Below are 7,638 nucleotides of genomic sequence, written 5' to 3'. Positions count from 1 at the left end.
CTTCGGGGGAGTTCGGCGTGGCCGGGGCCGCCTGCTGGGGCTTGGGCATGGGGTCAGTCCTCGGTCGTGTCGTACGGCGCGGGGGGAGCGGTGCCCGTGGCGCGGGTCCGGGTGCCCGGTGCCGTGCCGGACTCGACCCCCGCGCCCGCGGGGGCGCCGGAGCCGGCCGGAACCGGGCCCGCCGCTTCGGCGTCGGCCAGTCCCTCGTCGGCGAGCACGCGGTCACCTGCGACGGAGCCCCCGGCCCGCACGGACGGGGCCGCCTCGCGCGAACGCAGCCGGGGCAGCAGCACGGCCGCGACGGCGGTGGCGATCCACATCGCGCCGGCGATGAGGCCCGCGTCGGTGTAGCCGCTGCCGCTCGGCAGGGCCTTGCCCCTGGCGGTGTGGGTTTCGAGCACCACGGCGCTCATGGTACTGCCGGCCGCGTAACCGATGTACCGGATGACCTGGTTGAAGCTGGTGGCGCTGCCGGTCTCCCGCGGCGGTACGGAGCCGACGATGAGGCCCGGCATGACGGCGAAGATGGCGCCGACGCCGAGACCGGCGAGGGCCATCACGACCAGCACCTCCCCCATGGTGCCGCGTGCGTAGCTGAACATCACCATCGACAGCAACATCACGACCGCGCCGAGGGCGAGCGCCACGCCCACGGGTATCCGCTTGACGAGGACGCGGGTGAGCCGGGTGGCGACGACGCTCGCGGCGGAGAACGGCACGAGGACGAGGCCGGCGACGAACACCGAGGCGCCGAGCCCGTACCCGCTGCTGACGGGCGTCTGGACGAAACGGGTCACCAGGGAGATGAGCAGGTACATCCCGACGCCCGCGAGCAGGGCGGTGACGTCGGCGGTCAGGACCGTGGGACGGCGCAGCAGCCGCAGGTCGACCAGCGGGTGGGCGGCGAGCAGTTCCCGCACGACCCAGCCGGCGAGCGCCAGGACCGAGCCGCCGACGACGGCGAACAGCCGTGCCGACGTCCAGCCCCAGCTCTCGCCCTCGCTGAGGGAGAGCAGCAGGCCGACGAGCGCGGCACCGAGCAGGAGGGCGCCCGCCAGGTCGACGGGGCGGCTCGGGCGGTGCGCGGAGGACGGTACGACGATCGCGGCCACGACGAGCCCGAGCGCGCTGACGACGGCGCCGAACCAGAACGCGGCGTGCAGACCGCCGAATTGGGCGACGAGTCCGGTGATCGGGTAGCCGAGGCCCACACCCGCGACGGTCGTCACGGACAGGACGGCGGCGGCGGGCCGGGAGCGCTCGACGGGCAGGGCATCGCGTACGGCGGTGATCCCGAGCGGTGTCAGGCCCAGCCCGATGCCCTGCATCGCCCTGCCGACCAGCAGGAACGGGAAGCCGAGCGGCAGTGCGGCGAGCACGGCGCCGGCGGTGACGGCCACGAGCGACACGATGATCACGTGGCGCCGGTGCGGTCCGTCCCCGAGCCGCCCGGTCAGCGGCGTGGCGACGGCCGCGACGAGGAAGGTGACGGTGAGCGCCCACTGGGCGTCGTTGACGGTGATGTGGTCGGTCTGCGCGATGGTCGGTATGAGGGGCGCGCCGAGGCTGCTGACGACGGCGACGACCATCCCCATGAACACGAGTCCCGGCACGAGGAAGCGGTGGGCCTGGGCCTGCGGAGCCTCCTGGCCATGACTGTCTCTGCTCATATGATGAGTCTACGACCGATGTCTACGCATGATGTCTACCGGCGATGACCAGTGGTGGGCACCGTGGGACGCACTATGCGCACAGGCCGCGGGCCGGGGCGGCCCTGGCGCGGTCCGCCCGCAGGCAGGGCCGCTACGCGGATGGCGCCCCCGCACGTGTCGTGTGCGGGGGCGCCATCCGTGGGGCGTGGCCGGAACGCGCGGCCGGAACCGCCGTGGCCCGCCCCTTGCTTTCGCCTGCTTTCGCGGCGTTTCCGCTTCCTGCTTCCGCTTACTTCCGCAGCAGGCTGCGCAGCACGTACTGGAGGATGCCGCCGTTGCGGTAGTAGTCGGCCTCTCCCGGGGTGTCGATGCGCAGGACCGCGTCGAACTCGACGCCGGTGTCCGTCGTGACCTTGACCGTGTCCGGGATCGAGTCGTTCAGGGCCGTGACGCCCGCGAACGAGAACGTCTCCTCGCCCGTCAGCCCCAGCGTCTGGGCGCTCTCGCCCTCCGGGAACTGGAGCGGGAGGACGCCCATGCCGATCAGGTTCGAGCGGTGGATGCGCTCGTACGACTCGGCGATGACGGCCTTCACACCGAGCAGCGCGGTGCCCTTGGCCGCCCAGTCGCGCGACGAGCCGGAGCCGTACTCCTTGCCCGCCAGGACGACGAGCGGGGTGCCCTGCTCGATGTAGTTGCGGGAGGCGTCGTAGATGAAGGAGACGGGGGCGTCCGCCTTCGTGAAGTCGCGGGTGTAGCCGCCCTCCGTACCCGGCGCGATCTGGTTGCGCAGGCGGATGTTGGCGAACGTGCCGCGGATCATCACCTCGTGGTTGCCGCGGCGCGAGCCGTACGAGTTGAAGTCACGGCGCTCGATGCCGTGCTCCGTCAGGTACTGGCCAGCCGGGGTGTCGGCCTTGATCGCGCCGGCCGGGGAGATGTGGTCCGTGGTGACCGAGTCGCCCAGCTTCGCCAGCACGCGGGCGCCGGAGATGTCCTCGACCGGGGCCGGCTCCTGCGCCATGCCCTCGAAGTAGGGGGGCTTGCGCACGTACGTCGACTCGGCGTCCCACTCGAAGGTGTCGCCCGTCGGGATCGGCAGCGAGGTCCACTGCTCGTCGCCCGCGAAGACGTCCTTGTAGGAGTCCTTGAACATGTCCTGGCCGATGGCCGCGGCGATGACCTCGTTGACCTCGGCCTCGGTCGGCCAGATGTCGGCGAGGTGGACCGGCTTGCCGTCCTGGTCGGTGCCGAGCGCGTCGCGGGTGATGTCCACCTTCATCGAGCCGGCGACGGCGTACGCGACGACCAGCGGCGGGGACGCGAGGTAGTTCATCTTGACGTCCGGGTTGATCCGGCCCTCGAAGTTGCGGTTGCCGGAGAGCACCGCGGTGACGGCGAGGTCGGCCTCGTTGACGGCCTTGGAGATCTCCTCCGGCAGCGGTCCCGAGTTGCCGATGCAGGTGGTGCAGCCGTAACCGACGAGGTTGAAGCCCATCTTGTCGAGGTACGGCGTGAGGCCGGCGCGGTCGTAGTAGTCCATGACCACCTTGGACCCGGGCGCCAGGGTCGTCTTGACCCACGGCTTGCGGGCGAGGCCCTTCTCGACGGCCTTCTTCGCGACGAGCGCGGCGGCGACCATCACGGTCGGGTTCGACGTGTTGGTGCACGAGGTGATGGCGGCGACCGTGACGGCACCGTGGTCGATCTCGTACGTCGAGCCGTCCTCGGCGGTGACGAGCGTCGGCTTCGTCGGCACGCCGTTGTGCGCGGCCGGCGCGTCCGAGGCCGGGAAGGACTCCTTGCCGGACTCCTCGTCGTCGCTGACGTAGTTGCGCACGTCACGGGCGAAGGTCTGCTTCGCCTCGGAGAGGATGATCCGGTCCTGCGGGCGCTTCGGGCCGGCGATGGACGGGACGACCGTGGCGAGGTCGAGCTCCAGCTTCTCGGAGAAGTCGGGCTCGGCGGCCGGGTCGAGCCAGAGGCCCTGCTCCTTGGCGTACGCCTCGACCAGTGCGAGCTGCTGCTCGCTGCGGCCGGTCAGCTTCAGGTAGTTGAGGGTCTCGGCGTCGATCGGGAAGATCGCGGCCGTGGAGCCGAACTCCGGCGACATGTTGCCGATGGTGGCGCGGTTCGCGAGCGTGGTGGCCGCGACGCCCTCGCCGTAGAACTCGACGAACTTGCCGACCACCCCGTGCTTGCGCAGCATCTCGGTGATGGTGAGGACGAGGTCCGTCGCGGTGGTGCCGGCGGGCAGCTCACCGGTCAGCTTGAAGCCGACGACGCGCGGGATGAGCATCGACACGGGCTGGCCGAGCATCGCGGCCTCGGCCTCGATGCCGCCGACGCCCCAGCCCAGCACGCCCAGGCCGTTGACCATGGTGGTGTGCGAGTCGGTGCCGACGAGGGTGTCGGGGTACGCCTGGCCGTTCCTGACCATGACCGTACGGGCCAGGTGCTCGATGTTGACCTGGTGCACGATGCCGGTGCCGGGCGGGACGACCTTGAACTCGTCGAACGCGGTCTGGCCCCAGCGCAGGAACTGGTAGCGCTCACGGTTGCGGCCGTACTCCAGCTCGACGTTCTGCGCGAACGAGTCGGGCGTGCCGAACTTGTCGGCGATCACGGAGTGGTCGATGACCAGCTCGGCGGGGGCCAGCGGGTTGATCTTCGCCGGGTCGCCGCCCAGCTCCTTGACGGCCTCGCGCATGGTGGCGAGGTCGACGACACAGGGCACACCGGTGAAGTCCTGCATGATCACACGGGCGGGCGTGAACTGGATCTCCTGGCTGGGCTGCGCCTGGGAGTCCCAGCCGCCGATCGCGCGGATGTGGTCCGCGGTGATGTTGGCACCGTCCTCGGTGCGCAGCAGGTTCTCCAGCAGCACCTTCAGGCTGTAGGGGAGGCGCGCGGAGCCCTCGACCTTGTCCAGCCGGAAGATCTCGTACGACTCGTCGCCCACGCGCAGCGTGCTGCGGGCGTCGAAACTGTTGGCCGACACGACAGTCTCCTTCTTGATGTGCGCGTACTACCGCCATGCTGCCGCCACGAGTCGTCACCGATCCGCTAAGGTAAGACTTAGTTAGGGTTGCCTTATCTTTTCGCAGGCCGCGGTACGTCTTCGACAAGTATCTCGATGTCGAGATAACTCTAGTACATGTGCGCGCGCGGGTCATGCGCGCACCGCTGGCGACCGCTGCCGTACGCGGGCGCCTCGTCGTGTGCGTACGCGGGCGCCGTACGCCGTACGTGGGTGCCCCGCGCGGGCGCCCCGTCGTACGCGGGTACCCCGCCGCCCGCGTCCGGGCCCGGCCGGAAGGTCCCGCTCACCGGTGCACCGCGGGCGCTCAGCCGCCCGCGCTCCCGGCCCGTTCCACGAGCTCGGCGGCCTGTGCGCGGTTGCCCACCCCCAGCTTGCCGAACAGATTGTTGACATGCGTCTTCACGGTCGCGATCGAGACGAACAGCGCTTCCGCGATGGCCCGGTTGCTCCTGCGCTCCGTGATCAGTTCGAGGACACGGGTCTCCTGCACCGTCAGCGCGTACCGTGCCGCGACCCGCTCCAGAGCCGTGCGGGAGGTGAGTCCGCGCATCATCACCGAGGCGATCTCGGGGGCGAAGGTCCGGTGGCCGTCCGCCGTGGCCGTGACGGCGGAGACGATCTGCGCGCGGCCCGCGCTCTTGGTGAGGTATCCGGCCGCTCCGGCGTGCAGCGCGCCGACGATGGAGGCGTCGTCGGCGTACGTGGTCAGAACGAGCACGGCGGGCGTGGGCGCCGGGAGGCCCGCGATCGTCCGGGTGGCCTCGACACCGTCGGCACCCGGCATCCTCAGATCCATCAGGACCACGGCCGGGGCGAGGCGGCGGACCAGTTCGACGGCTTCCGTGCCGTCCGCGGCGGTGCCCACCACCTCGATCTCCGGTTCCAGTTCGAGGATGGTCACGAGGCCGTCGCGCACGGCGGCCTGGTCGTCGGCCACGACGACCCGGACGGGCCGCTCACTCATAGGGCACCCGGCATTCCACGCTCCACACTCCGTCCAGTTCGCGCGTGTCGAGTGTGCCACCGACGAGTCGCGCCCTCTCCCGCATGCCGGGGACCCCGTGTCCCCCGGAGGGCAGGGCGGGGCCGGGGCTGCCCGGCCCGGGCAGCGGGTTGGTGACGCGCAGCACCGCCGCGTCCCGGCCGGCCTCCAGCAGGTCCGCCACGGGCGCGCCCGGCGCGTGCTTGCGGGCGTTGGTCAGGGTCTCGATGGTGACGGACGCGAGGACCTCGGCGACAGGACCGGGCACCCGGGCCGGGGGGGCGCGCACGTCCACGGCGACCTCGGTGCCGAGCGCGCGCACACCGCCCGCAATCTCGGCGAGCGCGGCGTCGATGCCCGCGGGCAGCCTGCGCAGCGCGTCGACGGCGCGCTTGGCGGCCACGAGGCCGTCCGCCGCGCTCTCGCGTGCCCCGCGCACCCGGGTCATGAGGTCCTCGTCCGCGCCGCGCGCCACGCCGACCGCCTCCAGGGCGTCGAGCTGGATGACGAGGCCGCCGAGCGAGTGGGCGAGCACGTCGTGGATGTCCCGCGCGATCCGCGCGCGTTCCTCGAGGACGGCCTTCTCCGCGCGCCGTTCCGCGGCCCCGCGCCGCGCGCGCCGGTCCAGGCGGGACAGCCGGGAGAGCAGGCCGAAGCCGCCGCCCACGGCGGCGGAGGCGAGCACCGGTGTGAGGTCGGCGGCGCCGTGGCCGGACAGGACGAGCGCCGCCGCGTGGCCGACGACCGCGGCGACGACCGCACCGGCGATCCAGGCCGCGCCGGCTTCGACGGTCGAGGTCAGCAGGAACAGCCCGGCCCCGGTGAGGAACGTCGGCGCCGAGGAGGAGCGCGGTCCGCCGAGGCCCGCCGCGACCGCGCCGCCCACGAAGACCGCGGTCCAGGCCGCGTACGGCCAGGGCGCGCGCAGCCGGTGCCGTACCGCCGTGGCGGCCGCCCACAGGGCGAGCAGCACGTAGAACAGCACGGTCACGGCCACGGGCGGGCGGTCCGTGGCGGCCTGGAGGAAGGCCGCGACGCCGATGGCGAGGGCGGCGAGGAACATCCTGCGGACGCGGCCGGCGTCAAGGCCCTCACGGAAGGCGCCGGGCGCGAGGCCCCGCGGGAACTGGATGCGCACCCGACCATCATGGGCGCGCCGGGGGCGGGGCCCCACCCGGCACCCGAGGTCTCCACCCTTGTCTCCACCCTCGTGGCTGATCCGCCTCCTCCCGCCCCGGCGGGACAGTGGGGGACGTGCCAGTCGGGCCGTCCGGGCCATCGCGGCTCCCGGGCGGATGCTTTCGGATGAAGGGTCGAGAGGTCATGGACAACGCGTCGTTCGCAAACCTCGCCGTCACCGCGGTCGTCCTGGTGTGGCTGCTGTTCCGGCAGCTCACCGAGCGTCCGCTGCGGGAGAGGTCGCGGGTCGGCCTGGTGCTGGCCGCCGTGGGGGCGGTGGAGACCGTCTCGTACGCCTCGCACCACTCGCTGTCGGCGCACGACGTGGGCATGCTGCTGGTGAGCCTGGCCGTCGGGGTGGCGCTCGCCGCGGTGCGCGCGTTCACCGTGCGGCTGAGCTCGAAGGGCGGCCGGATCGTGCGCCAGGGCACCTGGCTGACGGGGCTGCTGTGGCTCGTCGGCATCGGCCAGCACTTCCTGGTGGACGGGACGGTGGCGGCCGGGCTCGGCGCGGAGTCGGTCCTGCTGTACTTCGGTGTGGTGCTGCTCGCCCAGCAGCAGGTGCTGAGGGCGCGGGCCCGCGGGGGCGCGCTCGCCGGCTGAGCGGGACGACGGGAGAACGGGTGCGGCGGCACAGCGCGACGCGCGCCGGACGCACCGTGCGGCTGTACCGCACACGGACACGGCACAGGAGTGGGGGGGGGGGGGGGGGGGGGCCCGGGGCCCCCCCCCCCCCCCCCCCCGGGGGGGGGGGGGGGGGCCCCCCCCGGCGCGCCCCCGGC

The 7,638-nt window shown here is 72.6% G+C and carries 6 protein-coding genes; 1 reads left to right on the top strand and 5 read right to left on the bottom strand.

Annotated features, from left to right (window positions below; genetic code table 11):
- Nucleotides 1-53: 53 nt before the first annotated feature.
- From LCE31_RS01145 to LCE31_RS01125, 5 genes are all read right to left on the bottom strand, one after another.
- On the bottom strand, nt 54-1,670 hold the full coding sequence (locus LCE31_RS01145) for an MFS transporter (RefSeq protein ID WP_225012009.1): 1,617 nt from the start codon (nt 1,668-1,670) through the stop codon (nt 54-56).
- 271 nt (nt 1,671-1,941) lie between these two features.
- A complete protein-coding gene (gene acnA, locus LCE31_RS01140) occupies nt 1,942-4,653 on the bottom strand; it encodes an aconitate hydratase AcnA (RefSeq protein ID WP_225012008.1) in 2,712 nt (903 codons plus the stop codon).
- Nucleotides 4,654-4,802: 149 nt separating this feature from the next.
- Nucleotides 4,803-4,982, bottom strand: a complete 180-nt coding sequence (locus tag LCE31_RS01135) for a hypothetical protein (protein WP_225012007.1) — start codon at nt 4,980-4,982, stop codon at nt 4,803-4,805.
- Nucleotides 4,983-4,999: 17 nt separating this feature from the next.
- Entirely contained in the window at nt 5,000-5,659 is a 660-nt protein-coding gene (locus LCE31_RS01130; RefSeq protein WP_225012006.1) for a response regulator transcription factor, read from the bottom strand.
- Nucleotides 5,652-6,815, bottom strand: a complete 1,164-nt coding sequence (locus tag LCE31_RS01125; protein WP_225012005.1) for a sensor histidine kinase — start codon at nt 6,813-6,815, stop codon at nt 5,652-5,654. The genes LCE31_RS01130 and LCE31_RS01125 overlap by 8 nt, the downstream gene beginning before the upstream one ends.
- Before the next feature lie 167 nt (nt 6,816-6,982).
- Between LCE31_RS01125 and LCE31_RS01120 the strand changes: the two genes are divergently transcribed.
- Entirely contained in the window at nt 6,983-7,459 is a 477-nt protein-coding gene (locus LCE31_RS01120; RefSeq protein ID WP_225012004.1) for a hypothetical protein, read from the top strand.
- Nucleotides 7,460-7,638 lie beyond the last annotated feature (179 nt).

Origin of the sequence: Streptomyces sp. 8L, from assembly GCF_020176795.1 — a bacterium.
Taxonomy (GTDB): Bacteria; Actinomycetota; Actinomycetes; order Streptomycetales; family Streptomycetaceae; genus Streptomyces.
Note: the sequence above shows the minus strand (reverse complement) of the source record. Positions and strands in the feature narration are given on the sequence as shown.

Bases quoted from the DNA above. Each gene is read 5' to 3' on its own strand.
- LCE31_RS01145 (WP_225012009.1), bottom strand. From the start codon at position 1,670: ATGAGCAGAGACAGTCATGGCCAGGAGGCTCCGCAGGCCCAGGCCCAC.
- LCE31_RS01130 (WP_225012006.1), bottom strand. From the start codon at position 5,659: ATGAGTGAGCGGCCCGTCCGGGTCGTCGTGGCCGACGACCAGGCCGCC.
- LCE31_RS01120 (WP_225012004.1), top strand. From the start codon at position 6,983: ATGAAGGGTCGAGAGGTCATGGACAACGCGTCGTTCGCAAACCTCGCC.